Genomic DNA, 26,647 nt, shown 5'->3' on the forward strand with positions numbered 1-26,647 from the left:
AGCGAGATCCCTTGCCCAGATGAACATCGCCCGGCTCAAGAACTTTACCGAGATTGTGAAGAACAACTTCAATATATCGGCGACGGCGGAGAAGCTCTACACCTCCCAGCCCACCCTCAGCAAGCAGATGAAGATGCTGGAAGATGAGCTGGGGCTCGCCCTCTTTACCCGCAAGGGGAAGAATCTGGTCGGCTTGACCAGTGCAGGCGAGCAGGTGATGGAGTTGGCCAAGGGGGTAGTGGCGCAGGTGGAGCAGATCAACCAGCTGTCGCTCGGGGAGCAGCTGGCCACCAGCGGGGTGCTGCGTATCGCCACCACCCACACCCAGGCCCGCTACAAGCTGCCAGCGGTGATCACCGAGTTCAGCCGTCGTTATCCCGATGTGGCGATCCAGCTCCATCAGGGGGCACCTGCCCAACTGGCCCAGATGGTGCAAAGCGGCGATGTGGATATGGCGATCGCCACCGAGTCCATGTATCTGTTCGACGAGCTGGCCGCCGTCCCCTGTTATCGCTGGGGGCGCAGCGTGGTGGTGCCCCACGGTCATCCGCTGATCGACTGCCAGCCGCTGTCGATGGCCGATCTGGCTCGTTATCCCCTCATCACCTATGTGTTCGGCTTTACCGGCCGCTCCAAGATGGACAAGGCCTTCAGCCGCCATGGCCTCTCGCCGAAAACCGTGCTGACTGCCACCGATACCGATGTGATCAAGCACTACGTCCGGCTCGGGATGGGGGTCGGGGTGATTGCCAGCGTGGCCTTCGACGAGGGGGACAGGGAGGATCTGGTGAGCCTCAACATCGACCACCTGATCGCCTCGAGTGCCACCCACATCTGCCTGCGCAAACATGCCCATTTGCGTGACTACATGTACGACTTTATCCACCTCTACGCCCCCCATATCAGCCGGGATACGGTGCAACTTCATCTGATCAATCAGCCGCCCGCCGTCAATATGGTGGAGTTGCCGTGGCTCTAGCCGCGGGGTGTCTGCCGCGTACAGAGCAAACATGCAGAGATAAAAAAAGAGAGGCCTTGGCCTCTCTTCTGGTTTTATCGGCATGCGGGATTAAGCGCTGCGGGTCGCCAGATTGATAAAGATCTGGGCTCCGACCAACAGGCAATCGTCATCGAGGTAATAGGGGTTGGCATGCAGGTAGTTGCAGATCCCCTTGGCCTGACAGCCGCTGCCGAGGAAGAACATGGCCCCCTTGCGGCCACGGCAGGCGTTGACCATATAGCTGAAATCCTCGCTGCCGGTCATCGGCTGACCCTGAGCGTTGATCCCCTCGGAGGGTAATACGTCGGCGGCCGCTTGCAGCAGACGGGCGCAGGCATCGGCGTGGTTCTCGACCGCTGGATACCCGGCATAGACCATCTTGGTCTTGAAGCCGCGCAGTTCGCTCTGGGCCACGATCTCCTTGAAGCTGTTCTTCAGGATCTGGTCGGTCTCGGCATCCATGGCACGGATGGTGCCGCGCGCCTGCACATGGTCGGCGATGGCGTTGGGGATGGTGCCGCCGTTGATCATGCCGCAGCCGAATACCGCCGGGCTGAACGGACTGGTGCGTTTGGCAACGATGTAGTCCATGTCCTCGATGATCCGCACCGCTTCGCGGATGGCATCCAGCCCCTTGTGGGGGGTCGAGCCGTGGGCTGAGATACCGTGCACATCCAGTGTCCAGGCAGAGCCCCAGGAGGACATGACACCGTGGTTGAACTTGATGGTGCCGGTCTCCAGGGCGCCGTCGTTATGGAGGGCATAGACCTCGTCCACCCCCTTCATGCAGCCCAGCTCCACCATCTTCTCGGCGCCCGGTACCCGCATGTCCTCTTCCGCCATCTGGAAGATAAAGCGGACGTTGTACTGCAGGCGATCGCGGTTGGCGGCCAGAAACTTGGCTGCGGTCAGAGCGATTGCCATATGGGAGTCGTGACCGCAGTTGTGAGCCATTCCCTCATGGGTTGACTTGAACGCAACGTCGCTCATGTCGTGCATCTCTAGGCCATCCATGTCGGCCCGGAAGGCGATGGTCGGCAGCACAGGATCAACCACCAGATCGCCGTGAAAACCGGTGAAGCCCGGGTAGTCGGTGAGGCGGTAGCCAAAGCCTGCCATCAGCTCGCGGCAGTAGGCCGAGGTCTTGAACTCGACGCCGGAGGCCTCCGGAATGGTGTGCAGATGGTGGCGCACTTCCTGACTGAAGTCGCGCAGGGCCAGCAGGGCCGGTTCAATGTGAATTTTGTTCATCAGATGATCCCTTGAATGGAGAAGCCGAGTTGGGCCACCAGCGAGGCGCCGAAGAAGCAGCAGGTGGAGACGATCATGAAGATCAGGATCACTTTCCAGGACATCTTCTTCAGCTCTTCCAGCTGACCGCCCACCGAGAGACCGGCAAAAGCCAGCAGCGGTACGCAGCAGGATAGGAAGGAGATCTTGGCGACGGCGTCGATAAAGAGACCGCGCACCGGGGTCTCCGGCAGGCAGATGAGAATGCCGATGATGGTGGCATAGGCAAACGCCGGCAGGGAGGAGGGCAGATAGCGCTTGGCAATCAGCGAAGCGAACACCACCAGCGACATGGCGATGAAGCTGTCACCCATCAGCCAGAGCGGGGTGCCGGTGGTCAGGGTCTGGGTGAACATGGCCAGCAGGATCGCCAGAAAGACGAACCGCATATCCATTACGATGCTTTTCATGCTTTCTCTCCTTTGGCAGTCAGGGCATAGATTTTTTCAGCGAGCGGCAGACCCAGATAGGTGAGGGAGAGAGCGCCGAGGGCAGATGAGAGCAGGTTCGAGGCTGCCGCGATACTCAACACCTGCTGAGCCAGCGCTTCGTCGAGACCGTTGATCAGGGCGCCGGAGGCGGCACTCAGCATGGAGCCTGAGCCCACACCGGAGCCGGCAGCCAGCGCCAGCGGGTGCAGGCCGGTGAGCGGGGCGATACTGCCCAGCACGCTGAACCAGAGGGTGCCGATCACGGAGCCGCACAGGTAGATTGCGAGCACGCCGATGTACTCCTGGGAGCCGGTGCCGAACTTGCCCTGAATTACCGCAACGGACGGCTCGCGACTGATGGAGGAGCAGGCCCCGATGGCGCGGCGGCCAAAGCCGAACTTCACCGCCAGCGGAATGGCGATCAGGATTGGCAGCAGGTTGCCAATCTCCTGCAGGAACAGCGGCACGCCGACGCTCAGGATCATCTTCAGGTTGGGGATGATCATCCCCGCGTACTGGGTGCCCAGGATCAGCAGGCTGAAGCCCACCATCTTGCCGCAGAAGCCCTCTTCTTTCTCGGTGAAGAGCTGCTTCCAGCCGGGTATGCGATCCTTGACCGGTTTGGCGGAGACAATCATGCCGATGATGACGGCAAAGAGCATCGGCAGGATCGGGATGATGGCGATGCCGATCTTGATCTCCTGTTTGCCTATCAGGTACTGGGCCACAAAGATCAGCATGGCGGTTGCCAATATGCTGACCGTGACCGTCTTGAGGGGGCTGGTTTGCTGCATAGTTTTTTCTCTTGTTATTCCCATGTGTGGCCATCGTCAGGATTGTCCAGACCGATGATGGGGGCATCATAGGGAGCTAAGAGGGGCAGGTATGTGACCTTCATCAAGCTGGCCATATGGCATTTTTTCATGGGGTATGCCCTTTAACCCTCTGGATACCAAGGGTTAAATGCCGTTAACAGAACGTCAGCATTGGCAGGACAAGATAAGCAAACAGGAGGGAAATGGGGACACCGCCCAGCAGGGCGGTGACGCGTATCAGGCGGGCGTTTTGAGGCGGGCACTACGCAACAGCAGGGGCAGTTGGTAGAGCACCAGGGCGCCGAGTACCAGTCCGGCACCGGCCAGTTTGGCGCCGCCGAGGGGTTCGTTGTAGAAGAGGGTGCTCAGCAGCAGGGTCCAGACCGGTTCCAGCAGCATCATCAGGGCGGCGTGGGCGGTGGTCATCTTGCTCAATGCATGGGTGAGCAGCCAGTAGCGCAATGTGGTGGCGATCAAGACGCTCGCCGCAAACCAGCCCCAGATACTGTGACTAACCCCGGCCTCGGGCCACTGTTCGGTCAGCAGGGAGAGCAGGGTGCCGAGCAGGCCGGTCATCGCCAGCTGGATGCAGGTGAGCCAGGTGGGGGCAATGGATTGGGCGAAGTGGCGATGGACGGCAAGCTGGATACCGAGGGTGGTGGCCGCCGCCAGAAACCAGAACAGCGAGAGCGACACGCCCCAGTGGGTACTGCTGGAGAGCAGCAGCAAACCGGCGATGGCGATGGGCAGGGTGAGCCAGTAGTGGCGACCGGGCTTGGCCAGAAAGGCTCCCCAGGCGGCCAGCGGGGCCATCAGGGTCGCGACGCTCATGATAAAGGCGCCGCTGCCGAGCGCATCGCTCTGGCTGATGGCGGTGACCCACAGCAGCAGGCTGGCGCCGAGGAGGGTGCCGCAACCGGCGGCGCGCACCATCTGGGGTCGGCTCGGCGGTGGCTCGCGCAACCAGGCCAGGGGGAGCAACAGCAGGGCTGCCAGCAGAAAGCGGCTGCCGATAAAGGCGGCAGGGGGCAGTTCGCGGATCGCCTCTTTCGAGAAGAGCCAGCCAGCGGCGGCCAGCAGGGTGACCAGTACCATCAGCAGCAGGGGAGTGCGGTTCATCGGGGTCGCCATGGTGAAATGGAGGGGAGAGCATAAAGGAAAGGCGCCAGGTATTGCTACCTGGCGCCTTTCGCATCTGCCTTGAACCGCCGTCGCGGCTCGCGGCCAGCAATCAGTTCATGCCGTATTATCGCATCACCGGTCTAATGCTGTTTGATGTCATCTGTAAATGAACTACATCTGTTTGATTTTTATCATTTAACTTTCCATTCTTGTCTAAAGCCATCTTAGGGGATATAAGACAAGTGTGGGTTCATGTGTGGGTTCAAAATGGCAATCTCAGATTCAAAACTCAAAGCAATGCTACGTGGTCACGATGATGATACGCCCAGAAAGGTTGCGGATAGGGATGGGCTCTCTGTTCTGTGGAGGAATAGCGGCAAAGTCAGCTTCGTGTACCGCTATCGAATTTTAGGCAAGGCAAAAAACCTGACTCTAGGCTCATATACCGGACAGGAGGGGGGGCTATCGCTTTCCGAAGCAAGGAAAAAGGCGGCGCAATGTCGAGCTTGGCTGGAAGAGGGTAATGATCCCGCCTTGATGACGCGGATCGGGAAAGATGAAAGGCTCAAACCTGTCACAGTTAAAGATGCTCTCGAGTATTGGCTCTGCCATCACGCCGATAAGAAAAGGTCGAACAGTGAGAAGCATCGCCAGCAATTTGCGAAGTGGGTCTATCCCCGTATCGGAGATCTTCCCTTGTCAGATTGTGATACTCGTCACTGGTTGAGCGTCTTTGACGAGTACTCGAAGGTAGCGCCTGTGGCTAGTGGATATTGTTTCCAAAACTGTAAGCATGCTCTGAAGTTTTGTCGTGTCAGACAGTTTGCAGTCAGTAATGCGTTGGATGACTTGACTGTTGCTGATGTTGGGCAAAAAGCGAGTAAGCGAGATAGGGTTCTGACGCTAGAAGAACTGCAAACACTATGGAAGTGGGCTGAGAAGCTAGGCCCATATTGCTACTACGGAAATTTGGCCAAGATTCTGTTGTCGTTCGGTGCAAGAACTCAAGAAGCTCGGCTATCAGCACCCGAAGAATGGAATCTAGTCGAAGGTACATGGACAGTACCTGCGTCTAACTCAAAAACAGGTAATAAAATCGTGAGACCAATACCTGATTTTATTCGGCCGACGATAGAGCTCTTGCTGAAAGCAGCCGCTGCACAGTCATCCTCATACTTGCTAGGGGAGCTCAAGCGACCAGAAGCGGTAAGTCAGTGGGGAAGGGGGATTTGGAAACGGATTGGGCATAACGCCCCTTGGACATGGCACGATCTGCGAAGGAGCTTAGCGACCCGCCTTAACGAGGCTGGGATTGCCCCCCATGTCGTGGAACAAATTCTAGGTCATGCCCTACCTGGTGTAATGGCTCACTATGTTCATACGGTTCGGTTACCGGAACAAAAAATGGCTCTGGAGTTATGGGGAGGTATTTTGAAACCATCAGAAAAACCGGCAGATAATATTGTGCATCTACAAGTTGGATAGGGAGAACAACCGGCGGCCCGTCGGGCCGCTTCCCCTCCAATTTTTTTGGGGCCTTTCTGTACGTTCAAAGCCGTATGATAAGATAGTATAAAAATACTGAAATGATGCATGGTTGTAACCTCTGTTGAAAGAGCTATTTACTATTACCATACAATTGCAAATATCTTTCGTTGATTAACATTTCAACTATGGCATTCATTTTTTGATTTTCTCTATCTGCTAATTTTTTCAATTTATCTTTAGTCGAAACACTCATAGATATTTGAACCATCTTCCGTGAAGCATCTTCCCCTTGTAGCTTCATTCTATATTTTTGCTGAGCGCCTGATTTTTTTAATTCAGCGATAACTAACAGTTGATGCTCTAATCTCAGAAGATCATAAAAGGTTATTAAAGCCATTTTTTTACTTTTTTCTATTTCAGAGCTTTCGGTTTCATTTAACTCTAGCCATATCGGTGCTTTGCTGTTTAAATACCGTGAAAAAGAGTAGTCCCATGCCCACCCCCATAGACCTTCATTCTTGGATAACCAATTTATAATTTTAGAACTATTTTTTATTTCGCCCCAACGGGATTTAAAAAAACTCATCAGTCTTGTTTTTTCCCTTAATTCAAAGCGACACAAATCGAAAAACAAGGTTATATTTGAAATCTTATCCCGATTAGATGTTGGGTGATCATCTAAACATAGATAAGAATATAATGAATCATTAGCCAACGCGTCTACAAATGAACTTCGTGGCTCAGTCTTATCTATTGATATAGACTGAAATACACCATCGCGAAATTGATCTTCATCATTAATTAATAAAATTGATGCCCAGATGAAATTTACGAGCCTATCATCAGAATTAGAGATCCAAGCAAAATCCTTATCCCCAAGGCATGACTGATAAAAAACCTCTAGCATTAAATTTTTTACCTTAATCGGGTCATTGAGCTCATCTCTATTGAAATTAATTTCAAAAAACCTCAATGCATCTATAAAGTCTTTTCTCTCGTCTTTCCCATCTACAACAAAACCAATAAAGTCAGTTAACCTACTTATTCTTTTTTGGGATGAAGCAGAAGTAGTCTCCCTAAACGTAAGCCTTGGCGAACGATCATTATAACACCCAGCATTCTCAATAAATCTATTGTAGAGAAACAACATCGCTCTGTGATCTTTCTTTTCAAACCACAAGTTATTTTGAGTTCCCATACCAACCTCCATCAAAAAACTTCAAACAATAAAGTCACAAGCCTCGCACATACAACCTCCTTTCATTGGGTCTCAATTGAGGCTCAATGGCCCTTTTGGGTCTTTGTTGTCGTGTTATTTGTGTGTAGATATTATGATTTTTTTTAGTATATCTCAATGTCATTTGCACAACATCTAAAGAAGGAAATGTGTCCATGCAATGATGATTTAATGTATATCTATGCGTGCTAAGTGAAGACGAGAACACTCTTGTACGCCGTGCAAAACGCCTCTTTTTCTCCCTATTCTAAGTCCTGTTTAAGTCATCGACGAGCAGCCTTCGCCACAATCAATGCAACCACCTCATATGCTGACCCTAGATCGCGGGTCTTCATCATTGGCCTTCCTGATCCCCCCGTACCGAGGCTGATTACTGTTTTTTTCAACCCCTAATCCCTTCTGATGAACGAAACCCATACCATCAGGAGTACACCATGAACACGTCCCCCAAAGTACTGCGCATCAAAGACGTTATCCAAAAGACCGGCCTTGCCCGTTCAACTATCTATGACCGTATCAGCGATAAATCCCCTCGCTATGACAAGAATTTCCCCAAGCCATTTAAGTTGGGCTTGTCAGCTGTTGGCTGGTTTGAACATGAAATTGATACTTGGTTACACGTACAAGCATCAATAAGAGCATTTTAATTTAAGCCATAAAGGCTCCATAAGTTAACCTGCTGATTGTTTACTCCCAACTAACAGCTATAACGACAAACACACATCATTAAATGTCTTTATCTTCGCAAGCATGCCTACGGAGAGATACCCATTAATTAACGCAGGTTAAGGTGTTTATATTATTTAATGTCAATCAACATTATACCCATCTACTAACTACCTAACCTCAGCTAACCATACACTCCCCTTATAACATTAAACCTACTCTTCATTGAGGGATTACTCATGTCTGTCCACATCCTGCAATTTATTAAAAACTTAGAATCTAACTATCCAACTATAAACATCCATGTTTTCCAAAAAGCAATGGATGCTGTTACCAGGCATTACTATCACTACAGAGAGGCTAAGTCTGCTCATCCCTCGGTTGAGCTGTTCTTGAAATACTTTTACCCTTATCGGGAGATAGATGTAGACAGGCAATTATCTCCCGAACTAGAAGACGTTATAGAGGAGTTCTTGGAGGAATTGGATATGCCTCTGCATCAGAAGCGATTACGCAATCTGAAGCGGTCTGAAGCACGTAATAGCACAAGCATCCACGACTATATCAACAAATTATTTAGGTTGCATTCTAGACTCCTGGTGGTCAGGGTGGATGTTCACTACGGCAGTAAAATTAAAGACACTATGACTATCGAGGAAGCGATAGATGATAGAGACACGTACCTGAGAGCGGTAAAACATCGTTATCATCATCTTTTAGGGTATGTATGGAAGTTAGAGTATGGAGTGGCCAGGGGCTATCACTACCATATGGCATTTATATTCAATGGCAATAAAGTCCAGGGTGACATTAGTCTTGGACGTCAATTGGGTGAGTTTTGGAAATCACTGAGTCGTGAACCCAGAACATATTACAACTGTAATGCGGACAGGGATAAATATGATGTGTTGGGAGCATACGGTATTGGGATGGTGCATCACGATGACTTAGAAAAGCGTCATCTGCTATTGCATAATGCACTGAGATATTTGCTCAAGTTGGATGAAGCGCTATTGGCAGAAATGCATGAGCGCTTTAGGTGCGTGGGTAAAATGGAGGTGCCTCGCAGAAGAGGGCTTGGTGGGAGACCACGCTTTTTACAGTGATATCAGGACGGTAAGGCAGTACATATTTATAACATAGCACAACCGTGTCACCCCTTGGAATACAGAACCCGCGATGTGGTGCATCGCGGGTTCTGAGTGGCGAAAAGTTAGCTAATAATGTTTAGGTCTAGTATGGGGCTAGAAATACTCGATACCTGATCAGAGCACGTGAACGGAGGCGGTGTTGGTGGTACCGCTCGGTACCAGGGCACCGGAGACCATGACAACCACGTCACCCTTCACGCCCATGCCGATTTCCAGCGCGGCTTCTTTACCGATGCGATAGAAATCGTCGGTGGAGGCGATGGAGTCAACCACGTGAGTCATCACACCCTTGGTCAGTACCAGCTGGGCAGCGGTCTTCTTGTTGGTGGTGATGGCCAGGATCCAGGCTTTCGGGAAGTACTTGCGGATGGCCTTGGCAGACTTGCCGCCTTCGGTGGCGACCACGATCAGCGGGGCATCCAGCTTCTCGGAGGTCTCGACCGCGCCTTTACATACCGCTTCGGTGATGCGCAGCTTGTTGCTGTCGTTGGCAGCAGACAGGTTGGACGGCATCACGGAGTCGGTACGCTCGCAGATGGTGGCCATGATGGTCACGGCTTCCAGCGGGTACTTGCCCTTGGCGGATTCGCCGGACAGCATGACCGCATCGGTACCGTCCAGGATGGCGTTGGCCACGTCGCCGGCTTCGGCGCGGGTCGGACGCGGGTTCTTGATCATGGAGTCCAGCATCTGGGTCGCGGTGATAACCACTTTACGCGCCTTGTTGCACTTCTCGATGATCATCTTCTGGGCGAAGATCACTTCTTCCACCGGGATCTCGACACCCATGTCGCCACGGGCGACCATGATGCCGTCGGAGACAGCCAGGATCTCGTCGAAGTTGTCCAGGCCTTCCTGGTTTTCGATCTTGGAGATGATCTGGATGTTCTCGCCGCCGTGGGCCTTCAGGTGCTCACGGATTTCCAGCACGTCTTCCTTCTTGCGAATGAAGGAGGCGGCCACGAAGTCGACACCCTGCTCGCAACCGAAGATGAGGTCGCGCTTGTCTTTCTCGGCCAGGGCCGGCAGCTTGATGGAGACGCCCGGCAGGTTGATGCCCTTGTTCTCGCCCAGATCGCCGTTGTTCAGCACTTTACAGATCACTTCGCGCTCGGTGATCTCGATGACGTCCAGACCGATCAGGCCGTCGTCAACCAGGATGCGGTTGCCGACGCGCAGGTCGCTGGCGAAGCCGGCATAGGTGACGGCCACTTTGTCTTTGTTGCCAACCACGGTCTGGTCGGTGGTGAAGGTGAAGGTCTGGCCGGCGACCAGGGAGACGTCGTTGCCGCCTTCCAGCTTGATGGTGCGGATTTCCGGACCCTTGGTGTCCAGCAGGATGGCAGCTTGCTTGCCGGTTTCGGCCATGACAGCGCGCAGGTTGCTGATGCGACCACCGTGCTCGGCGTAATCGCCGTGGGAGAAGTTCAGGCGCATGACGTTCATGCCGGCATCCAGCATCTTGCCCAGCATTTCTTTGGATTCGGTCTTGGGACCGATGGTGCAGACGATCTTGGTTTTCTTCATGGTGCAGTTGTCATCTCTATATTTAACGTGAAACAGTCAGCGGGTCCGGGCGAAGGCGGCCAGCGCCGGCAGTCCTCTGCCCTCCCGATCAAACAGGGCCTGGTTCTCCCAGCCATTGCCGAGGGGTTCGTCTATCCCGAGGAACGCCATACCGGCGTGACTGGCCCAGCTGTCGCCGGGGACCCGGATCCAGCCCGGCTCCCAGTAGACAAACCCGAGCCCGAGTCGATCCGGCACGGCGGCGATAGCGGCACGCAGGGCATCGAGAAACGCCAGTTGCCCCTCGGGCGTCGCGGCAAACCCGCCGCGCGCGGCCTCCTGCTCGCCGAAGGCGTTGCGTACCGAGTCCCGGTTGACGGTGTCGTGACCATAGGCGGTCTCGACCACCAGCAGCGGGCGCCGGATCCGGGTGGCCAGGCTGTTCATGGTGCGCGAGAGGTCGTCCAGGGACCCGTGCCAGTAGGGGTAGAAGGAGAGCCCCACCAGGTCGAACGGCACATCGCGCGCCTGCATCGCCTCGAACCAACGCAGGCATTGTGCCTCATCCCCTCCTTCGGCCAGATGCAGCATCAGGCGCGGGGTAATCCCCCCCTCGCTGCCGGCACGGATCCCGGCGATGGCCGCCTTGAGCAGGTGGGCCAGGCGATCGAACCCGGCCTCGTCCCGCCGATGCAGCCGCCCCTGCGGCCACAGCATGCCGTTATTGAGTTCGTTGCCGACCTGCACCATCTGCGGTGGCACCCCGGCCTCGCGCAGACGCTGCATCACGGCGGCGCTGTAATCGTGCAGCATCGCCGCCAGCTCGGCGTCCGACTTGCCCAGCCAGGCGCGTGGCGTGTGCTGCTTGCCGGGGTCGGCCCAGAAGTCGCTGTAGTGAAGATCGAGCAGCCAAGGCAGGTCGAGGGCCCGGCTGCGCTGCGCCAGCGCAATCACCCTCTCCAGGTCGTTGTTGCCACCGCCAAAGGGCTCCCCCTTGGCCGAGCGGGGGTCGACCCACAGCCGCAGGCGCACCAGGTTGAGGCCACGCTCGCGCATCAGGGTCAGCAGATCCCCCTGCCGCGTTTCGTCCTGATAGTGCACTCCGAGGCGCTCGAGTTCGGCCAAGGTAGAGACATCCGCCCCGCGGATGGCCAGGTTGTGGGAAGTAGGGGCGGCCCCGGCGCTGAGGGCGCCCAGCATGACCAGCAGTGGCCAGCTCAGCGGGGGGCGCATCCTAGTGCTGCTCCGGTTCGTGCAACTCGAACCACTGACCGAGCTCGCGGCGCAGGTTGTCCGAGCGCTTGCCGAAGATGGCCTGCACCTCGTCGCCGATGATGATGACGCCGATGGCGCCGAGACGCTGCAGCGCCTCGCTGTCGACCGACTGCAGGGCATTGACCCTGACCCGCAGCCGGGTCAGGCAGGCGTCAAAACCCACTATGTTGTCGCGCCCGCCAAAGGCAGCGATGAGCGCGGTAATGGCCGCCTCGTCCAGCCCGGAGAGCGGTGCCTCGGCCGATTTTTCCCCCTTGTGGCCGAGGGCGGCGGCGAACAGCCGCTTGAAGTCCTGCATCTTGACCATGTGAGCCTCCTAAACGTGAAAAAAGAGGGCGGAGCCACTGGCCCCGCCCCGCGATCAACGGGCGCGACGCAGCACCCGGCAGCCGAACGGCGGCAGTACCAGCGAGTCGCCGAGCGTCTCGCCGCTCACCATGTCGCAGTGCCCCCCCGGCAGGGTGACCAGACGCTCTGCGTTGGCGAAGTTCTGCACGAACACGAACACCTGCTCGCCGTCGGTGCGGCACTGGGCGGTGACCCCCTCCGGCAAGGCCGGCAGGGCGCGCGGCAGGGCCAGGGTCTCGATGAGGTGGCCGAAGAAGTCGCGCTGGAACGCCAGATCGTTGCGTGAGGCGACATAGTAGGCACGGCCGGCACCGTGTTCGTTGACCGTCACCGCCGGGCGACCGGCATAGAAGTCTCCGTCATAGCTGGCCAGGGCGCGCGCCCCCTCCAGGTGGATGAGATCGCACAGGTGGGTCACCTCATAGGGGCCGCAGAGTCCGACCTCGTTGCCGGCAAGGCCCGAGATGGCGTTGCGCTCCTCGTCGTAGAGGCCGTCGATCTCCTCGGCCCAGATACCAAGGACAGAGCGCAGCGGCCCGGGGAATCCCCCCAAGTGGCAGAGATCGGTCTCGTTGACGATGCCGCTCCAATAGGTAGTGACAAACTGGCCACCCCGCTTGACGAAGGCGTCGACCCGTTCGGCAAAGCCATCGCGCACCATGTAGAGCATGGGGGCGATAACCAGGTCATAGCCATCGAGCACGCAGTCGGCATTGATGACATCCACCGCCACCCCTGCCTCCCAGAAGGGGCGATAGTGCTCGGCCACGGTCTTCTCGTAGAAGAGGCCGGCATTGCGAGGCCCCTGGGCATTGTCCATGGCCCAACGGCTCTCCCAGTCGAAGATGATGGCCACTTTCGCCTCGACTCGGCTGCCCGCAACCTCTGGCAACTTGGCCAGGATCTCGCCTAGCGCCTGCACTTCGCGGCCGACCCGGGTGTCGATGTGACCGACGTGATCGACCACGGCGCCGTGGAACTTCTCGACCGACCCCCGGCTCTTACGCCACTGGAAGTACTGCACCGAGTCGGAGCCGTGGGCGACCGCCTGCAAAGAGGAGAGGATGTGCATGCCCGGCTTCTTGAGCTTGCTGATGGGTTGCCAGTTGGTCAGACTCGGCGTCGACTCCATCAGGAAGAAGGGCTTGCCTCCCTTGAGGGTGCGCATCAGGTCGTGATACATGGCGGTGTAAGCTGCCAGGGTCGAGTCATCGCCACTGTTGTGCCAGAGGGGGTAGCTGTCCCAGGAGATGAAATCGATCTCCTTTGCCAACTGCCAGTAGTCGTAATCGTAGAAGTACTCCATGAAGTTGGTGGTGGTTGGCAGACTCGGGTTGACCGCCTTCAAGGGTTTGATCTCCTCGGCGCAGAAGTCGCTCACCTGAGCGGTGTTGAAACGCTTCCAGTCGAGGTTGAGGCCGTGGATCGAGCTCTCGCCGATGGGCGAAGGGGATTCGATCTGTGACCAGTCGGTATAGGTGTGACTCCAGAAGCTACTCCACCAGGCGTGGTTGAGCGCCTCAATGCTGCCATAGCGAGCCTTGAGCCAGTCACGGAAGCGCCCCTGGCATAGCTCGCAGTGGCACTCGCCACCATATTCGTTGGAGATGTGCCAGGCGATGACGCCGGGATGACGCCCGTAGCGTTCGGCCAGGGCACCGTTGATGGCACGTACCTTGTCACGATACACAGGCGAGCTCATGCAGTGGTTATGACGGCCGCCGTGCAGCGCCTTGACCCGCTCCTTGCTGACCCGCAACACCTCGGGATAACGCTGGGAAAGCCAGGCTGGGCGGGCACCACTCGGGGTGGCGAGGAAAACAGACACGCCGTTCTCGTGCAGGCGATCGAGCACCGTATCGAGCCAGCCGAACTCATAGCGCCCCTCCTCCGGCTCCAGGGATGACCAGCTAAAGATGCCGACCGACATCACGTTACAGCGTGTCTGGCGCATCATCTCGAGATCACGCTCGAACACCTGAGGATCATCCAGCCACTGATCCGGGTTGTAGTCAGCGCCATGCAACAGGGCGGGAACCCGTTCACTGAGCGGGGGAAACTTGAACATCATACATCTCCTAAAGCGAGGGGGCGCCGACCATGGCCGGTCGCCCTATCGGTTGAAACCGGGTCAGTTGAATACCTTGATCGAGGGGAGCACATGGCCAGAACAATCAAACAGCGCCTGGTTCTCCCGGGCATTGCCCTCTTTCCAGTCGTCGTTGTTGTACTTCATGCCGGCCTTGGTGGCCCAAGTGGCACCCTGCGTCGGCAGCCAGGCGGGCTCCCAGTAGAAGACCCCCTTGCCGCGCCCGTCCGGCACCGCCACCACGCTCTTGATCAGATCGCGCAGGAAGTCGGCCTGCCCCTGTACGCTGGCCGGGTAACCGCCGTCGCTCGCCTCCTTGGCGGTGAAGTTGTTCTCGGCGTTGTCGCAGTTCTCCGTGGTGTAGCCGTAGGCGGCCTCGACCACGATCACATCCTTGCCATAGCGCTTGCTGATGTCATCCATGTTGGCCTTGAGGGCGCTGATGGGGCCATTCCAGTAGGTGTAGAAGGAGAGCCCGATGATATCGAAGGGCACCTCGCGCTTGGCGATCTCGTCAAACCACCAGACGAAGGTGTCGTTCTTGGTGCCCTCGGCCAGGTGCAGCATCACCTTGATATCCTTGCCGTGCTCTTTCACCGCACGCACACCGGCCTTGAGCAGGGTGGCCAGGCGATCAAACTCTCCACCGTTCTGGCCCCAGCTCTTGCCCTCCGGCCACAGCATGCCGCCATTGATCTCGTTGCCGACCTGCACCATGTCAGGCATCACGCCGGCCTTGGCCAGGGCGTCCATGCTCTCCTTGGTGTGGGCGTAGACCGCATCCGCCAACTGCTCGACCGACATGGTGCGCCACGCCTTTGGCTTGTTCTGGCGGCCCGGATCGGTCCAGAAGTCGCTGTAGTGGAAATCGAGCAGGAACTTCATGCCAAGCGCCTTGGCACGCTTGGCCAGTTCGATCGTTGCGGCCAGATCGTTGTTGCCGCCGCCGTAAGGCTTGCCGTCGGCATCCTTGGGGTCCACCCACAGGCGCAGGCGGATGTAGTTGAAGCCGTTCTCCTTGAGGATGGCCATGGCATCCTGCTGCTTGCCGCTGGCATCGAAGAACTTGCCGCCAAACTTCTCCACCTCGGCCAGCATGGAGACATCGGCCCCCTTGATGAACTCCTGCGGCACCGCCACTGGCTGCACCACTGCACTCTCGGCGGCCATGACTTGGGCCTGCATACCCAGCATGCCGGTGGCGAGCAGCGCCGCCATCACCAGCGTCTTCTTGATTTTCATGTCGAACGTCCTGTGTAGCTGATTAACCCTTGGTCCCACCTGCGGTCAGACCGGAAACGAAGTACTTCTGCAAGGAGAGGTACAAGATGGCCACCGGTACTGCGATGAGCACGGCTCCCGCCGCGTAGGTGGTGTAGCTGGCCCCCATCTTCTGGGCGACCAGGTTGTAGAGGCCGATGGGCAGGGTGAACTGATCCGGGGTGCGCAGTATGGTGCTGGCCAGGATGAAGTCGCCTAGCGGGCCAGTGAAGGAGAACAGGGCCACTACCGCGATGATGGGCTTGGAGAGTGGCATGATGATCTCGATGAAGATGCGGAAGTTGCCCGCCCCGTCCATGCGAGCCGACTCGTCGAGATCCTTGGGAATGGCGTCGAGGTAACCCTTCATGAGATAGGTGTTCATCGGGATCATCCCGCCCACATAGACCAGCACCAGCGCAAGATGGCTGTTGACCAGACCGAGCATCTGGGCCAGCACGAAAATAGCGATGAGGGCCGAGAACTGAGGCACCATCTGCAACAGCAGGAACAGCATCAGGCCGTTTTGCCGTCCGCGGAAACGAAAGCGCGAAAAGGCATAGGCGGTGAAGCTGACACTGATGAGGGTCAGCACCATGGTCAGGAAGCTGATCTTCATCGAGTTCCAATACCAGGCTGCGTAGTCGATACGCCCGTCAAACAGCTCCTGGTAGTGAATAAAGGAGAAATTTTCCGGGATGATCGAGGTGTTGAGCAGGCTGCTGCCCGGGTTGAGCGATGCCCCCACCGTCCAGATGAGGGGATAGATGATGATCACCGCAACAATAGCCAACAGCAGATAGCTCAGGGTCAGGCGGATAGCATTACTCTTTTTCAGACTGTGTTTGACACTCATGGCTGGCTCTCCTTACACCATATCGTCTTGCTTGAAGGAGTTGGTGGCCCGGAACTGCCACAGGGCGATGCCGACCACGAAGATGGAGAGCAGGATAGTGATGCTCGCCGCAATCGCGTATTGGGATGACGACATGGTCAGCTTGTAGATCCAGGAGACCAGGATGTCGGTGCCACCGGCGTTGGACCCCGCCACCGCTGGACCACCGTTGTTGAACAGGTAGATGATGTTGAAGTTGTTGAAGTTGAAGGTGTATTGGGTGATCAGGATCGGTGCGATCGAATAGAGCACCAAAGGCAGCGTGATAGTGGTCAGCTTGTGCCAGGCACTGGCACCGTCGATAGTGGCCGCCTCGTAGAGATCATCCGGAATAGCCTGCAACACCCCAGTGGTCATGGCAAAGACGAACGGGAAGCCGAGCCAAGTCTGCATCAGGATGAGAGCCGTCTTGGTCCAGAACGGATCAGTCATCCATGCCTTGGGGTCGATCCCCAAGGAAGCCAGAATACCATTGTTGATGACACCGAAGGTTTCGTTGAACATGCCAGCGAACACCAGGATGGTGACAAACCCAGGCACCGCCCACGGCAAGATCAATATGGTACGGATCAGCGGCTTGAAGCGCAGATCCTTCTGGTTGACAAGAATCGCCAGCAGGACACCCACCGAGCATTGCAGCGTGGTGGCGATCAGCGTCCAGATCACTGTCCATTGCAGCACGTCGAGCAGAGTCGAACGCCACAGATCGAGTTTGAATATATTGATGAAGTTCTTCATCCCCACCCAGTCCACCAGCTTGGCAGGCGGAGTGTGGTACAGATCGTAGTTGGTGAAGGCAATGGAGAAGCCAAAGATGATGGGGAATACCACCACAAACACCAGCAGGATGAATCCTGGAGTGATCATCAGATAAGGGAAACCTTCGCTCAACAGCAGCTGGTACTGCTTGCGAACACTGGTCAGCGCCACACCGCGATCGCGGCGATCACCGTTGATATAGGCGTCGCGGATACTCCAGTAGTAGAAGGCACACCCAAAGATGGCCACCAGTACACTGATAACCCCCTTGGCAAGGAGGAACACGGAGTTATCCCGAGGCAACTCGGTACCAAGAGTGAACAGGCCCCAGAAGCCTTGGGACAGAAAATCATGGAATACGCCAAAGAAGCAGGCCATGACGATAAAAAATAGAGTGCCCTTGACCCATTGCCGGTTATACCACTGACCGAGTCCCGGGATCAGCGAGAGCAGGGCGGCAATCTTGGCATGATGGGTTCTTGTACCGATCTGGGTGAGCGATCCGGAATCGACAACCACAATGTACCTCCTTTCCATTAAGAGCCCGGGCGGCTATTGATGCCGCCCGGCCCGAATTGGGCCTTCGCCCAATTTGTGTTATTGCTGCGCGTGGTTAACTTCGATCTGCATGTTGATGTTCTTGACCGCCCCTTCCAGGGCCGCCTTGACATCCTGCTTACCGGTAACGCCGAGCTGCAGTGCACTGTTGGCTGGGGTCCACACTTCCTGCATCTCGGGCACGCTCGGCATCGGAGTGGCAAAGCCAGCCTGAATGGCTACGGCCCGGGACTTTTCGTCATCCTTGATGAGCGGATCGTCGATCAACGCCTTGAGCGGCGGGATCTCACCGGTTTTCTGGAAGCGAACCTTGGCGTACTCGGGCTGGTTGATGAACTCGATGAACTGCTGAGCCAGCTCTTTCTGTTTGGAATAGGTGGAAATGCTGTAGCCCTTCACACCGAGGAAGGAGCGCATATGCTCACCATTAGGCAGTGTTGGCAGCGGGGCGACGCCGTAGTTCACACCGGCATCCTTGTAGGGTTGGAACGACCAGGGCCCGGTGATAACGGCAGCAGCCTTTTTCTCCGTAAACAGAGAATCGATGGCATTGGCACCGGTCTCACCGACGATACCGGCCGGGAAAAGTCCTTCACTGTAGAAGCGCTTGAGGAACGTAACCGCGTCGACAGCCCCCTGGTTGGCCAGGCCTACATCCTTGACGTTGAGTGAACCGTTGGGGTTCTGGCCGAAGATGTAACCCCCCATCGCGGCCACAACGCCGTAGGAGTAATAGATCTCGTCAAACTTGGCGAGCAGACCGTATTTGTTCTCTGCGCGCAGGGTCTGTGAGGCCTTGATCAACTCGTCAAAACTTTCCGGTGCCTTGGGCAGCAGATCCTTGTTGTAGACCATCACGATGGTCTCTACAGCCTTGGGCAAACCATAGAGCTTGCCTTCATAAGTCTGGGCGTCTACAGCCGGCTTGGTGAAGCCAGCCAGATAGTCAGCACCCGGCTTGATCTCGCTGATAAGCCCCTGCACCACGGCGGTACCTACCTGGTCATGGGGTAGCACCAGCACATCCGGGCCAATGCCAGCCGGACCATCCAGGCGCAGCTTCTCGATCTGCTGGGCATAAGGCGTTTCGAGGATCTTCACCTTGACATTGTGCTTAGCCTCGAATGCCTTGACGGCTTCCTCGATACCGTTTGACTTCTTGATGTCTTCCCACACCAGCAGCTCGCCGTCAGCGGCACGGGCGACCTGCCCCAGCCCCATCACTCCCAAAGACAACAGCATTGCGGTGGTCAGTTTATTGATTTTCATATGATTTCCTTGTCCCTAACTCAGGTGAAAACAGGCCTTAGCCGAGCATGTAGGTGAGGTGGCTGTTACGATTCCATTTAGCCGGTGTAACTTATGGTGCTTTTCACCGGCTTGTGTGTAATCAAGAGCATTCCTTCATTACTCACAGCTCCGTGCTGGAGTAGCAGTCGTGCACACCAACTTCACTAAGATTCTGATAAATAAATTGTTTAACCATATAACATCAGATCCGGAGCAATTCGCTCTATCTCTTGATTCTTGCCTTGCACGTCTTCCACTGTGCTTTGAAACAGCAAAAAAGGTAACGATTACACCGAATGTCTCTACGGTAAGCGGTGCTTGTCCTGCCTGCCAGCAGCACATATCAAGGCTGTGATCTCATGCACAAAAGAAACAGCATTTAGTGCAACCGCTTACACCAGCCTGATATAGTCCTCTCAAAGCCACAGAGTGAAACGGTGTGAAACGCCTTCTCCCTCCCAGGGCAAAAAAGCCGCAGCAGGGGCATGACTACCTCAAAAATCTGCAGCTAATGCATTCATTATCAAGGAGTTAAAGCTCATGGCGAGTATCAGATTGAACAATGTGGTCAAGCGTTTTGGCAGTAATGTGACCTTGCATAACGTCAACCTGGATGTAGAAGACGGCGAGTTCACCGTTTTTGTAGGTCCTTCCGGTTGTGGCAAGTCCACACTGCTACGAATGATCGCAGGCCTGGAAGAGATATCGGATGGCCACATTGCCATTGATGAACAGGTGGTCAACGATGTGGCCCCGGCTCATCGCGGGGTGGCCATGGTGTTTCAGTCCTATGCCCTGTATCCCCACATGACGGTGGCCGAGAATATGGGCTATGGCTTGCGGGTCAATGGTGTGGCGAAAGAGGATATTGCCCATCAGGTCAGCATGGTGGCCAAAACGCTACAACTTTCCCATCTGCTAGATCGCAAACCTAAACAGCTTTCAGGCGGCCAGCGCCAACGCGTAGCCATCGGTCGTGCCATTGTGCGCAATCCCAAGGTGTTCCTGTTTGACGAACCACTATCCAACCTCGATGCCGAGCTGCGCGTCGAGATGCGTTTGCACATAGCCAAGCTGCATCAGGAACTCAAGACAACCATGATCTACGTGACCCACGATCAAGTGGAAGCCATGACACTGGCCGACAAGATAGTCGTGATGAACTATGGCAAGGTGGAGCAGGTTGGCTCGCCGATGGATCTCTACTACAAACCCTGTAACCGCTTTGTGGCCGGCTTTATCGGCTCTCCCAAGATGAACTTCCTGCCGGCAAGCGTGTTGGCCTGGACCCCGGAGCAGATACGGGTCAGGGTTGCCGGCCAACAGGAGCTCACCTTGCCCATCCTCACTGAGAAACTCGAGCCGGGTAGCGAGATATCCCTTGGACTTCGTCCCGAGCATGTGGTCCCGGGCGCAGAAGGCATCCACCTCGCATTTACTTGCGAGGTGGTGGAACGGCTTGGCAACAGCACCTACCTGTTCGGCCAGTGCTGCGGTACCGACGGTTTCAAACTGCTGTTGGCTGGGGATGGGGAGTTTCACCCGTACCAAAAGATGGATGTCTTCTTTGCCCCGCAAAACTGCCTTGTTTTCAATGCCGAAGGAAGAAGGATAAGCCGCTGAAAACGGCTACTACATGCTCCAACCTACTTTGCCCCCGCCCAGTCGGGGGCTTTTTTCATCTCCAGATGTGATGTGCAAAATGAGAGCGTGCTCGCAACCCCGCACAAATTCCGTACAAGGGCGCCAAGAAAAAGTGTAAAAGAATCACAATCAGTGAAAATAATTACACAAAACTTAGATAAAGGTGCCCAGCCATATCAGCTCACCATCTTGTCACAAAGATAAAACGCTGATAATACGTGACCTTAAGTTACTTCCATCAAGCTGGGATGGCTCAACATTGACATGTAACCGATACCATGAACTTGCGTACCCGTCATCTATCCATCATCCAGCGCTTGGCGCTGGGTTTTGCCGTCATCCTGCTGCTACTGCTGCTCTCTGTAGCCCTCTCCCTCTACGCGGGCCAGCGGCTGGCCGACCAGGTTGGGACACTTGCCAGCCATACAGCGCCAACCTTGGTGCAGAGCCGCGCCGTGACCCGCGACCTCTTCACTCTTGACCGACATCTGGGCAATGCATTACTGCAGACCAAGAATGAGGAACTGGATGCAGCCCACAATCAGATGCAGCAATGGCAGGAACGCTTCGAGCAGGATCTGAACGTTCTGGCTAGGCAGATAGCAGGGGAACCAATGCAGAGTAAGCGCGTCGAGAGCTTGCGCGAGCAACAGGCCGCCTACTGGCAACTTGCCCAGCAACTGGTCGATGACTATGCCCACAACCGTCTCGAACAGAACAAATTGGCGGCAGATGCCCGTCTTGGCAGCACCTCGCGCCAACTTGCCAGTGCCCTCGATGTACTGCTTGCCCCTCTAGGTAGCCACCCTGCTGCGTTGATCAAGAATCGCCTGCTGGCAAACCTGGAACAGCAGGTCAGCGCTACTCAGGAGATCCTCAAGCAACAAGATCCTGCCCCCATTGCGGCACGCCTGGCCACCAATGAACGCGCTAGCAAACAGGTGACGGAACTGCGCCAGGAGCTAGAGCACCAACTTGCTGGCCAAGAGGATGCCTTCGGCGTGCCCCTTAGCTTGGAGCGCAGCACTGGCTCCCGGCTCGATGCCCTCCTCAGACTGCTTGCCGGCCCTGAGAGTTTGCCGGCCCGCCACCTAGTACTGGTAGAGCAGAACATCATGCTTCGTAACCAAAGTGTGCAGGCCAGCCGTTTCATCGACAGCCTGCTCGGCGAGCTGAACGAGCTTGACGGTACAATCGATGAGCAACTCCACCAGAGCACCGCCGGTAGTAGCACCATCCTGCTTTGGCTGCGACTGGGGCTGTGCGCCGGACTGTTGCTCTCACTCATCCTTGGAGCTCTAGTGCTGTGGCACTTGGTTGGCGCCATTCGCAAGCCATTGCGCCATATCCTTGTCACACTCCGGGCCTTGAGCCAGGGAGATTTGCGTCAGCGCGTACCGCAGCTGCGCCAAGACGAGTTTGGCCAGCTTGCCAGTGGCATCAATGCCCTGGCCGACGAAATGAGCGTCATGCTTGGTCAGATAGTGCAGGCAGCCGACTCCCTAGGCCGCATGGCCAGCCAGAACCAGCATGCCCAACAGCACGCCCAGCTAGCCATCGGCGAGCAGCGCAACGAAACCACGGGTGTATGCAGCGCCATGGAGGAAATGGATTACTCGGTGCGAGAAGTGGCCAACAGCATAGGTCAGACCGAACAGACCCTGGGTCACATCGCCGCAGCCGCGCACGCCGCCAGCCTGCGTGGGGCGGCGACAGGTGAACGGTTGCAGCAACTGGCGGACGAGCTTTCGGAGTCACGGCGTAGCGTGGAACAGGTACAGGCATTGACCGTCAATATCGGTGAGATCCTCGGCTTGATTGAACGCATCACGGAGCAGACCAATTTGCTGGCCCTCAACGCAGCCATCGAGGCGGCCCGAGCAGGCGAACAGGGACGCGGCTTTGCCGTGGTGGCCGACGAGGTACGTCAGCTGGCGTACCACACCGCAGACTCCACCACTCGAATCCAGGAGATCATCAATGATCTGCAGCAAGGCACCCGTGGTGCAGTCGCCACCATGCTGCGCTGCCACAATGCCATGGCCCAGAGCCGCGCCGACAGCGATGCAGGCTGCGCTACCTTAGCCGAGCTTTCCCAAGCGCTGCAGCAAGTGGCCGAGCAGAGCAGCCGTATCGCCAGTGCAACCCAGCAACAACAGCAAACCAGCGCCGAGATAGCCCGCAATATCACCAACATTGCCCGGATTGCCGACGATAACCAGGGAGCCCTGGCCAAGGTGGCACAGACCAGCGACCAGTTGCAGCAACTGTCACAACAGCAGTTGTCGCTGACCGGCCGATTCACCCTGCAGAGTGCCTAACCACACACCACTGAGAGGACCACACATGTTCAAGAAAACACTGTTGCTGACTACCCTGATCGCCTGTCTCCAGCCTGCGTTGGCCAATGAGGAGGACCCTCTTGCCCGCCCGCTATTCCTGCGTGGCGAAATGAATAACTGGGAAGCTCCAGCAGAGCAAAAACTTGTTACCCAACAAGAAGGCATGCTGTCAGTACAGGTGGCGCTCCAAGCAAGCCACGGCGCCTACAAGTTCAAGATTGCCGATGAGAAGTGGAAGGCCGACACCAGCTATGGCCAGTTCGATCCCACAGCCAAGATCGAGGCGAACAAGCCGGTCGTGGTCAAGGCTGGTTGGCAGTGGAGCGACATGAAGTTCACCCCTCCCAGCGATGGCCAGTATCGCTTCACTCTGGATCGCCGCGATCCCCAATATATCCAGGTCACCGTCTCCCCCGCCGGTTAACCCCTAGGGCCGCCGTGTGGCGGCCCCAGCCTCAGCCGGGATGGCGCCGCCACGCGACGTCATCCCGGCGCGGGACTGCCTCCCTGTCGCCACCCTACACACATCCAGACAGGAGATAACAAGGATGAAGAAGAATCTGCTTACCACACTGCTGCTTGGCGGCGCCCTGCTGTTTCACGGCCAGGGAGAGGCCATGGTCAAGGGCGCGGACATCAGCTGGCTAACCCAGATGGAGAAGGCCGGCTACAAGTTCTACAACGACGCCGGCCAGCAGCAGGATCTGTTCAAGACCCTGAAGGAGCACGGCATGAACACCATCCGGCTGCGGGTCTGGGTCAACCCCAGCGATGGCTGGAACAACATCAATGACGTCATCGCCAAGGCTAAGCGGGCCAAGGCGGCCGGTTTCGATCTGCTGATCGACTTCCACTACAGCGACAGCTGGGCCGATCCGGGCAAGCAAACCAAGCCGGCGGCCTGGCAGAGCTACACCTTCGACCAGCTAATGTCTAACGTCTGGTGGCACACCTATAACTCCCTCATCGCCCTGAAAAATGCCGGCATCACTCCCAAGTGGGTGCAGGTGGGCAACGAGACCAACAACGGCATGCTGTGGGAAGAGGGGCGCGCCTCGGTCAACATGAAGAACTTTGCCTGGCTCATCAACAGCGGTTATGACGCTGTCAAGGCGGTCAACAGCAGCACCAAAGTGATCGTCCACCTGGCCAACTGCGAGAACAACACTCTCTATCGTTGGATGTTTGACGGCTTGAAGAACAACGGCGCCAAATGGGATGTTATTGGTGCCTCCATCTACCCGACCCAGAGTGGCAACGGCGACTGGTTTACACTCAACAACCTCTGCTATGACAACCTCTCCGACATGGTCAGTCGATATAACAAAGAGGTGATGATCGTGGAGGTGGGGATGCCGTGGGACGACCCGAAAAACAGCTACGACACCATCGCTGATCTACTCAACAAAATGAAGTGGATCCCCGACAACAAGGGGCTCGGCGTGCTGTATTGGGAACCGCAGAGTTACAAGAACTGGCAGAGTTACAGCCTGGGGCTGATGGACAACAGCGGCAAACCCACCTATGCGCTGGATGCCTTCCTGTCGCAGTAAAAGTGTAACGTTACACAGAGGCGCAGTTGGTAGTGCGCCTCTTCAATCTGCCACCTGGACATGACTTCGCCCGTCTCTTCGCCCTTTCTCGCCATCGCTGATTATCCCGCCTCTTGCCTGCGCGTCGTGGCCATGGATGCTGATGGCACCTCCACCGCTCCGCGCCGTGCCCTCTGGCACCCTCACCGAAAACATGTGCCCCCGAGGACGACGTCAGCATGACAAGGCAAGCCATCAATGCAAAATAAAAAAGGGAGCCCAAGCGGACTCCCTGAGGTGTGACGAGTCGGGATTTACCACCAAGCTTCGGCCTGCACACCGAAGTTCCAGGTATTATCATCCTCACCACCGTTGAACGATTTGCCCTCGCCATCTTTCAGATAGCTCGCAAACACGCGGATCTCCGGGCGTGCAAACATGCTGGGGCCAGCTGACCAGGCTTGAGCCAGGGTATATTTCTGACCGCTCGATTTCTCTTCTGAGCCGCTAGTCCAGGTCTTGGTGCTTTCATAAGTCCCAGCTTCGACCAGCGTCTTCATGATGTCGGTCCAGGCATAACCACCCCGTGCCACCGCACTGAACAGTTCGGTGTTGTCATGCCATGCCTCGAGCTTCTCACCTTTACCGTAGGTGAAGACGTGGTTCACACTGAATTTGTCACCCACGGGTATATCACCCGTCAGGATCACCCGGTATCCCTTGGCATCATCCGTCAGATGCCAAACATCGTACCAACCGCCCCCTTGGGAAATCATGTTCTGGGCCAGCCCCTTGTCCGCATATTGCAGCACTAACTTCTCGTAGATTCGGCTGTCCGCAAAGTATTGGCTCATTTCTGCCGTCAGCATGACGCCATTCTTGGGATCGTAGAGATTGCCAGCCTGCTCTTGCTCATCAGTCGGGTTGGGCATGGCATAGCTGACACCCGCTTCGGTCCAGGCCCCTTCCCAGGGAGCCCAGCCCGCATAACGCAGGTCTAGGAAGTTGACGTTCAGGTCATTGTTAACGATAGAGTTGTCAATGTCGTTACCATCGGACCGGATCCAGGCCAGCGAGAACGCCCCAGGACCTGCCTTGAGGTTCTCAATACCGGCACCGGCACCCGAGATATTCCAGTACTTGGTATCGATGATGTGAAGATCGTGACGCTGATAGAAGCGCTTGCCAGCCCAAACCACGGCATCGGGTGCGGCGCTGATCAAGCCCTTGGCCTTCACGTTGAATTGGCGCAAGGCAAAGGTTGCATCGTCCTTGCACTCTTTTTGATCGAAGTTACACACAGTGGTGGTACTTTCATAGTCATTGGAGCCGTCGCTTTGCATGCTGAACATGCTGTCAACATAGAACGTCTTGCCATCCTTGTTGTAAACCTCCTGACCAATACCAATTTCGGTATAGGTATCGCTTTCGTTACCCAGACGGCCGACAAAGTTCTGTCGACCGGTTTGCATATCACCGTCTTGGGATACGCCTACGCCAGAGCGAAAATAGCCTGTAAAATCAACGGCGCTGGCATTAAATGCCGCCATTGACAGAGCGAGGGCAACGGATGTCGTCAGTAGTTTCACTTTCATACTTATTCCTTTATTCCACTGTTGCATTGTTATCTTGATGAACCGCTTGCCAATCCATAGGGAAAGCGCTTTCACTGTCCGGTGGGGATTATAGGAATAACTGTGCTATCAGTGACATGACGAAACTCACAAAAATGTAATTATTACATTAATACCTCAGTTTAAATATTTACCAGCACAATCAAAACAAACATAAGCCATTGATTATAATGGATAACAAAAACAAGATGGCGGTGTTATCGATTACACAAACGATAGTGCTGTTCGCACTAGAGATGACAATGAGTCGACCAGACTCATCGCAGAAGACATGACGTCCTCGTGTAGGACATAGGAAGGCAGTATGAGACCTTC

The 26,647-nt window shown here is 56.1% G+C and carries 22 protein-coding genes; 8 read left to right on the forward strand and 14 right to left on the reverse strand.

All coding sequences use genetic code 11. The features are described from left to right. Positions 1-19 precede the first annotated feature (19 nt). On the forward strand, positions 20-979 hold the full coding sequence (locus ACTG2G_RS15100) for a LysR substrate-binding domain-containing protein (RefSeq protein WP_421387353.1): 960 nt from the start codon (positions 20-22) through the stop codon (positions 977-979). Positions 980-1,069: 90 nt separating this feature from the next. Here ACTG2G_RS15100 and ACTG2G_RS15105 read toward each other — a convergent pair whose 3' ends face one another. The 4 genes from ACTG2G_RS15105 to ACTG2G_RS15120 all read right to left on the reverse strand — a co-directional run bounded on the left by ACTG2G_RS15105 (position 1,070) and on the right by ACTG2G_RS15120 (position 4,655). Beyond that, positions 1,070-2,251, reverse strand: coding sequence for a M20 metallopeptidase family protein (locus tag ACTG2G_RS15105; protein ID WP_421387351.1), 1,182 nt, complete (start codon positions 2,249-2,251; stop codon positions 1,070-1,072). Then, entirely contained in the window at positions 2,251-2,700 is a 450-nt protein-coding gene (locus ACTG2G_RS15110) for a hypothetical protein (protein WP_033114935.1), read from the reverse strand. The genes ACTG2G_RS15105 and ACTG2G_RS15110 overlap by 1 nt, the downstream gene beginning before the upstream one ends. Beyond that, positions 2,697-3,515: a DUF3100 domain-containing protein gene (locus tag ACTG2G_RS15115; RefSeq protein ID WP_005339140.1), complete on the reverse strand. Its 819-nt coding sequence runs from the start codon at positions 3,513-3,515 to the stop codon at positions 2,697-2,699. The genes ACTG2G_RS15110 and ACTG2G_RS15115 overlap by 4 nt, the downstream gene beginning before the upstream one ends. A 258-nt stretch (positions 3,516-3,773) precedes the next feature. Then, positions 3,774-4,655 carry a DMT family transporter gene (locus tag ACTG2G_RS15120; RefSeq protein WP_421387350.1) on the reverse strand — a complete coding sequence of 294 codons (882 nt, stop codon included), beginning with the start codon at positions 4,653-4,655 and terminating at the stop codon, positions 3,774-3,776. 270 nt (positions 4,656-4,925) lie between these two features. On the opposite strand from ACTG2G_RS15120, the gene ACTG2G_RS15125 reads away from it, so the two are divergent. Beyond that, complete coding sequence (locus tag ACTG2G_RS15125) at positions 4,926-6,143, forward strand: tyrosine-type recombinase/integrase (RefSeq protein ID WP_104456061.1); 1,218 nt, start codon at positions 4,926-4,928, stop codon at positions 6,141-6,143. Positions 6,144-6,276: 133 nt separating this feature from the next. On the opposite strand, the gene ACTG2G_RS15130 is transcribed toward ACTG2G_RS15125, so the two are convergent. Then, the gene (locus ACTG2G_RS15130; RefSeq protein ID WP_257707820.1) at positions 6,277-7,344 is read right to left on the reverse strand and encodes a hypothetical protein; all 1,068 of its coding nucleotides are present in this window, start codon (positions 7,342-7,344) and stop codon (positions 6,277-6,279) included. Positions 7,345-7,817: 473 nt separating this feature from the next. Here ACTG2G_RS15130 and ACTG2G_RS15135 point away from each other — a divergent pair, with 473 nt between their 5' ends. Beyond that, positions 7,818-8,030: an AlpA family phage regulatory protein gene (locus tag ACTG2G_RS15135; RefSeq protein WP_104455320.1), complete on the forward strand. Its 213-nt coding sequence runs from the start codon at positions 7,818-7,820 to the stop codon at positions 8,028-8,030. 258 nt (positions 8,031-8,288) lie between these two features. Further along, complete coding sequence (locus tag ACTG2G_RS15140) at positions 8,289-9,155, forward strand: YagK/YfjJ domain-containing protein (RefSeq protein ID WP_245133166.1); 867 nt, start codon at positions 8,289-8,291, stop codon at positions 9,153-9,155. A 159-nt stretch (positions 9,156-9,314) separates the two neighbouring features. Here the strand turns inward: ACTG2G_RS15140 and pykF are convergent, their stop codons facing one another. The 8 genes from pykF to ACTG2G_RS15180 form a co-directional block, all read right to left on the reverse strand. Further along, the gene (gene pykF / locus ACTG2G_RS15145) at positions 9,315-10,727 is read right to left on the reverse strand and encodes a pyruvate kinase PykF (protein ID WP_245133168.1); all 1,413 of its coding nucleotides are present in this window, start codon (positions 10,725-10,727) and stop codon (positions 9,315-9,317) included. A 36-nt stretch (positions 10,728-10,763) separates the two neighbouring features. Next, positions 10,764-11,939, reverse strand: a complete 1,176-nt coding sequence (locus tag ACTG2G_RS15150) for a glycoside hydrolase family 53 protein (protein ID WP_338453926.1) — start codon at positions 11,937-11,939, stop codon at positions 10,764-10,766. A gap of 1 nt (position 11,940) precedes the next feature. Beyond that, positions 11,941-12,288 (reverse strand): glucose PTS transporter subunit EIIB, encoded by a 348-nt coding sequence (locus ACTG2G_RS15155; protein ID WP_245133173.1) that lies wholly within the window; start codon positions 12,286-12,288, stop codon positions 11,941-11,943. A gap of 54 nt (positions 12,289-12,342) precedes the next feature. Then, positions 12,343-14,400: a beta-galactosidase gene (locus tag ACTG2G_RS15160; RefSeq protein ID WP_245133175.1), complete on the reverse strand. Its 2,058-nt coding sequence runs from the start codon at positions 14,398-14,400 to the stop codon at positions 12,343-12,345. 60 nt (positions 14,401-14,460) lie between these two features. Beyond that, positions 14,461-15,660 carry a glycoside hydrolase family 53 protein gene (locus tag ACTG2G_RS15165; RefSeq protein ID WP_245133178.1) on the reverse strand — a complete coding sequence of 400 codons (1,200 nt, stop codon included), beginning with the start codon at positions 15,658-15,660 and terminating at the stop codon, positions 14,461-14,463. Between the two features lie 22 nt (positions 15,661-15,682). Beyond that, complete coding sequence (locus ACTG2G_RS15170) at positions 15,683-16,534, reverse strand: sugar ABC transporter permease (RefSeq protein WP_338453927.1); 852 nt, start codon at positions 16,532-16,534, stop codon at positions 15,683-15,685. A gap of 12 nt (positions 16,535-16,546) precedes the next feature. Next, a complete protein-coding gene (locus ACTG2G_RS15175) occupies positions 16,547-17,851 on the reverse strand; it encodes a carbohydrate ABC transporter permease (RefSeq protein ID WP_338453928.1) in 1,305 nt (434 codons plus the stop codon). 78 nt (positions 17,852-17,929) lie between these two features. Then, on the reverse strand, positions 17,930-19,159 hold the full coding sequence (locus ACTG2G_RS15180) for an extracellular solute-binding protein (RefSeq protein ID WP_245133182.1): 1,230 nt from the start codon (positions 19,157-19,159) through the stop codon (positions 17,930-17,932). A 561-nt stretch (positions 19,160-19,720) separates the two neighbouring features. Between ACTG2G_RS15180 and ACTG2G_RS15185 the strand changes: the two genes are divergently transcribed. The 4 genes from ACTG2G_RS15185 (at position 19,721) to ACTG2G_RS15200 (ending at position 24,719) form a co-directional block, all read left to right on the forward strand. Continuing rightward, positions 19,721-20,803: an ABC transporter ATP-binding protein gene (locus ACTG2G_RS15185; protein ID WP_245133183.1), complete on the forward strand. Its 1,083-nt coding sequence runs from the start codon at positions 19,721-19,723 to the stop codon at positions 20,801-20,803. Positions 20,804-21,102: 299 nt separating this feature from the next. Beyond that, positions 21,103-23,145 (forward strand): methyl-accepting chemotaxis protein, encoded by a 2,043-nt coding sequence (locus tag ACTG2G_RS15190; protein WP_338453929.1) that lies wholly within the window; start codon positions 21,103-21,105, stop codon positions 23,143-23,145. A gap of 25 nt (positions 23,146-23,170) precedes the next feature. After that, positions 23,171-23,590 (forward strand): hypothetical protein, encoded by a 420-nt coding sequence (locus ACTG2G_RS15195; protein ID WP_338453930.1) that lies wholly within the window; start codon positions 23,171-23,173, stop codon positions 23,588-23,590. A gap of 124 nt (positions 23,591-23,714) precedes the next feature. Further along, on the forward strand, positions 23,715-24,719 hold the full coding sequence (locus ACTG2G_RS15200) for a glycoside hydrolase family 53 protein (RefSeq protein ID WP_338453931.1): 1,005 nt from the start codon (positions 23,715-23,717) through the stop codon (positions 24,717-24,719). Between the two features lie 293 nt (positions 24,720-25,012). On the opposite strand, the gene ACTG2G_RS15205 is transcribed toward ACTG2G_RS15200, so the two are convergent. After that, positions 25,013-26,299 (reverse strand): maltoporin, encoded by a 1,287-nt coding sequence (locus tag ACTG2G_RS15205; RefSeq protein WP_245133301.1) that lies wholly within the window; start codon positions 26,297-26,299, stop codon positions 25,013-25,015. Positions 26,300-26,647: the final 348 nt, after the last annotated feature.

This window comes from Aeromonas sp. 55A (assembly GCF_051919665.1).
Taxonomy (GTDB): domain Bacteria; phylum Pseudomonadota; class Gammaproteobacteria; order Enterobacterales; family Aeromonadaceae; genus Aeromonas; species Aeromonas veronii.

Excerpts from the sequence above, each read along its gene's own strand:
- ACTG2G_RS15135 (WP_104455320.1), top strand. The coding sequence starts at position 7,818 with ATGAACACGTCCCCCAAAGTACTGCGCATCAAAGACGTTATCCAAAAG.
- ACTG2G_RS15100 (WP_421387353.1), top strand. The coding sequence starts at position 20 with ATGAACATCGCCCGGCTCAAGAACTTTACCGAGATTGTGAAGAACAAC.
- ACTG2G_RS15165 (WP_245133178.1), bottom strand. The coding sequence starts at position 15,660 with ATGAAAATCAAGAAGACGCTGGTGATGGCGGCGCTGCTCGCCACCGGC.
- ACTG2G_RS15170 (WP_338453927.1), bottom strand. The coding sequence starts at position 16,534 with ATGAGTGTCAAACACAGTCTGAAAAAGAGTAATGCTATCCGCCTGACC.
- ACTG2G_RS15185 (WP_245133183.1), top strand. The coding sequence starts at position 19,721 with ATGGCGAGTATCAGATTGAACAATGTGGTCAAGCGTTTTGGCAGTAAT.
- ACTG2G_RS15110 (WP_033114935.1), bottom strand. The coding sequence starts at position 2,700 with ATGAAAAGCATCGTAATGGATATGCGGTTCGTCTTTCTGGCGATCCTG.
- ACTG2G_RS15195 (WP_338453930.1), top strand. The coding sequence starts at position 23,171 with ATGTTCAAGAAAACACTGTTGCTGACTACCCTGATCGCCTGTCTCCAG.
- pykF (WP_245133168.1), bottom strand. The coding sequence starts at position 10,727 with ATGAAGAAAACCAAGATCGTCTGCACCATCGGTCCCAAGACCGAATCC.
- ACTG2G_RS15155 (WP_245133173.1), bottom strand. The coding sequence starts at position 12,288 with ATGGTCAAGATGCAGGACTTCAAGCGGCTGTTCGCCGCCGCCCTCGGC.
- ACTG2G_RS15150 (WP_338453926.1), bottom strand. The coding sequence starts at position 11,939 with ATGCGCCCCCCGCTGAGCTGGCCACTGCTGGTCATGCTGGGCGCCCTC.
- ACTG2G_RS15180 (WP_245133182.1), bottom strand. The coding sequence starts at position 19,159 with ATGAAAATCAATAAACTGACCACCGCAATGCTGTTGTCTTTGGGAGTG.
- ACTG2G_RS15140 (WP_245133166.1), top strand. The coding sequence starts at position 8,289 with ATGTCTGTCCACATCCTGCAATTTATTAAAAACTTAGAATCTAACTAT.
- ACTG2G_RS15125 (WP_104456061.1), top strand. The coding sequence starts at position 4,926 with ATGGCAATCTCAGATTCAAAACTCAAAGCAATGCTACGTGGTCACGAT.
- ACTG2G_RS15105 (WP_421387351.1), bottom strand. The coding sequence starts at position 2,251 with ATGAACAAAATTCACATTGAACCGGCCCTGCTGGCCCTGCGCGACTTC.
- ACTG2G_RS15115 (WP_005339140.1), bottom strand. The coding sequence starts at position 3,515 with ATGCAGCAAACCAGCCCCCTCAAGACGGTCACGGTCAGCATATTGGCA.
- ACTG2G_RS15200 (WP_338453931.1), top strand. The coding sequence starts at position 23,715 with ATGAAGAAGAATCTGCTTACCACACTGCTGCTTGGCGGCGCCCTGCTG.
- ACTG2G_RS15190 (WP_338453929.1), top strand. The coding sequence starts at position 21,103 with ATGAACTTGCGTACCCGTCATCTATCCATCATCCAGCGCTTGGCGCTG.
- ACTG2G_RS15160 (WP_245133175.1), bottom strand. The coding sequence starts at position 14,400 with ATGATGTTCAAGTTTCCCCCGCTCAGTGAACGGGTTCCCGCCCTGTTG.
- ACTG2G_RS15130 (WP_257707820.1), bottom strand. The coding sequence starts at position 7,344 with ATGGGAACTCAAAATAACTTGTGGTTTGAAAAGAAAGATCACAGAGCG.
- ACTG2G_RS15120 (WP_421387350.1), bottom strand. The coding sequence starts at position 4,655 with ATGAACCGCACTCCCCTGCTGCTGATGGTACTGGTCACCCTGCTGGCC.